General features: G+C 59.0%; 2 protein-coding genes. One reads left to right on the top strand and one right to left on the bottom strand.

Going from position 1 to position 1,962, the window contains the following annotated elements:
• On the top strand, positions 1 to 355 hold a 355-nt coding region (locus tag C7H09_RS19980; protein ID WP_106763165.1), incomplete at its 5' end, for a YceK/YidQ family lipoprotein.
• Between the two features lie 683 nt (positions 356 to 1,038).
• On the opposite strand, the gene C7H09_RS09385 is transcribed toward C7H09_RS19980, so the two are convergent.
• The coding region (locus C7H09_RS09385) for an IS91 family transposase (RefSeq protein ID WP_106761970.1) at positions 1,039 to 1,962 on the bottom strand (924 nt) is incomplete at its 5' end.

Here is a 1,962-nt window from a genome sequence, read left to right as displayed (position 1 = left end):
CCCTTTGATCAAGGAAGTTAAAACGGTAATCATCCTGCTGGTCTTAGCATGCAGTGGGTGCGCTACCACTAAGACCGTCAGTGTCACAGAAAATGGCGCGATATCGGATGGCTACTGGAACAGCAAAACAAATTGCAACTCGTTGCCTCGCGTCTACAGCGGATTGGCACATAACGCTTGCTTTGCTCTGTTTGCATCACGGTCGAACGGAACCATCTATAATTCATTCGAAATTGGCGGGTATGTGCTTGACTCGATGGCGTGTGCAGTCGCAGATACATTGGTTCTACCCTATACAATCTATAAGCAGTTTCAGTGGGGCAGCATTGATGTTATGCCGAGGCATGGGAAATAAACCTAACCAGTGCAGGCACGGCGACGCCTACTACATTGCGCCTTCGGCTCCATTCCGTAGGCGCGCATGCTGCAAGCGTTAGCTGTGTAGTGCGCTGTTCCTTTTGGGTTGTTCGGTGCCAGTGGCCTTGGCCGTAAGCGGGCAGCAAAACCGGCAATGTTGGTGGCTCGCCAAGGCCGTCGAAATCCGTCGTCAGATTGGCAGCTCAGTCGGTCAGCGGTGATGGTAAAAGCTTGGGTGTTTACCTTGCGGGGCTGTCCGGCGAAACCTGGTTCCTTGCTTACCTGCTACTCTGAAGTTCAGGTTCATTCGCCGCATCATCGGCGGTGGTTTTAATCAAGGTGCATTGGCCAGAGCTTGTGCCCCAAAGAAACGGAGCAGGCTGTCATGCTGGTTGCCAAAGATCGGGTTTCATTCCGGTTCGGTTGTTCGCAGCTAACAAATAAGGATAGGTCGCGCACCGCCGCGACCTGATCCGGTGTTGGACGAGCCCGGTGCTTCATTATTAAGGAAATAGCGGCGGAGAACTCAGAGGTGCTTTGGCCCTGGCTTTGGGCGGCCTCTTTTGTCAGGCCAGAGTTACCCGGGGCCGCCGGTGAAGCTGGCAGCCGGTGTGCCCTGGTCGTGGTGTCATAAGGTGCGTTGGCTCCTCCCGCTTGAGTACGTGTCGGATGGTCGGTAATTTATGCTGGCCATCGTCGCCGAATGACTGGCCACCGGCAGGGTTGGCGCCAGACCGTGAGGCTCATGGGCTGGCCACAACAGGGGCAAGCGCGTTGCTTGCGGGGTTGGCTTACGGTTGCCATCGACGGTAGCGTCACGCGGAGAAGCAACTGCAACCGGTGTAGCGTCTTGCGTGCCCCGCTGTGCAGAAAACCGTATTCCCGCACCCGTCGCAGCCCCTTTGGCAAGACGTGCTGCAAGACTCGCCAGAGGAATCGATCCGCCGGTTCCGTCAGGGTCTGCCAACACTGGGTCTGGCTGTCCCGGTAGCGGAAGGTCACCTGTTCGCTATCGTAGGCCACGATATTCGGCTCCCGCAGCACCCCGCGATAGAGGTAACGGGCCAGATAAGTCAGCGCGTGATCTCCGCGCCCGACCTGCTCACACTGGGCGATCCAGTCCCGGGGAATGGCGTCCGGCAAGGCAAAGCCCTGCTTGCGCATTCGGTCGAGGAACTTGGCGCGGAACACCCGGGCCAGAGCCCGGCCATTGAACAGGTACTTTCCGGCCCGGCGTTGCCAGCGAGATCCGGTCAGCCCGCCGCCGGGGATCACGATGTGGACATGGGGGTGGAAGGCCAAGCGCCGGGAGTGGGTGTGCAACACCCCCACCAGCCCGAGTTGGTTGCCCAGGCGTTGATCGTTGCGGGCAAACTGGTTCAGGGTCTCCCGGGCAACCTGGAACAGGGTGTGACAGGTCCACCGAAGATGATGCCAGGCAAAGCCCCGCAACTGGACTGGCAGGGTGAAGGTCACCAGGAAATAGTCCACCGGCAGCAATTTCTGTCGTTGCCGCTCCAGCCACTGGCGGTTGGTGCCGTGCTGACAGGCCGGGCAACTGCGATGGCCGCAGGACGGATAGGCCTGTTGTCGCTGCTGACAGGG

The sequence above is a fragment of the Marinobacter fuscus genome (assembly GCF_003007675.1).
GTDB classification, from domain to species: Bacteria; Pseudomonadota; Gammaproteobacteria; order Pseudomonadales; family Oleiphilaceae; genus Marinobacter; species Marinobacter fuscus.
Note: the sequence above shows the minus strand (reverse complement) of the source record. Positions and strands in the feature narration are given on the sequence as shown.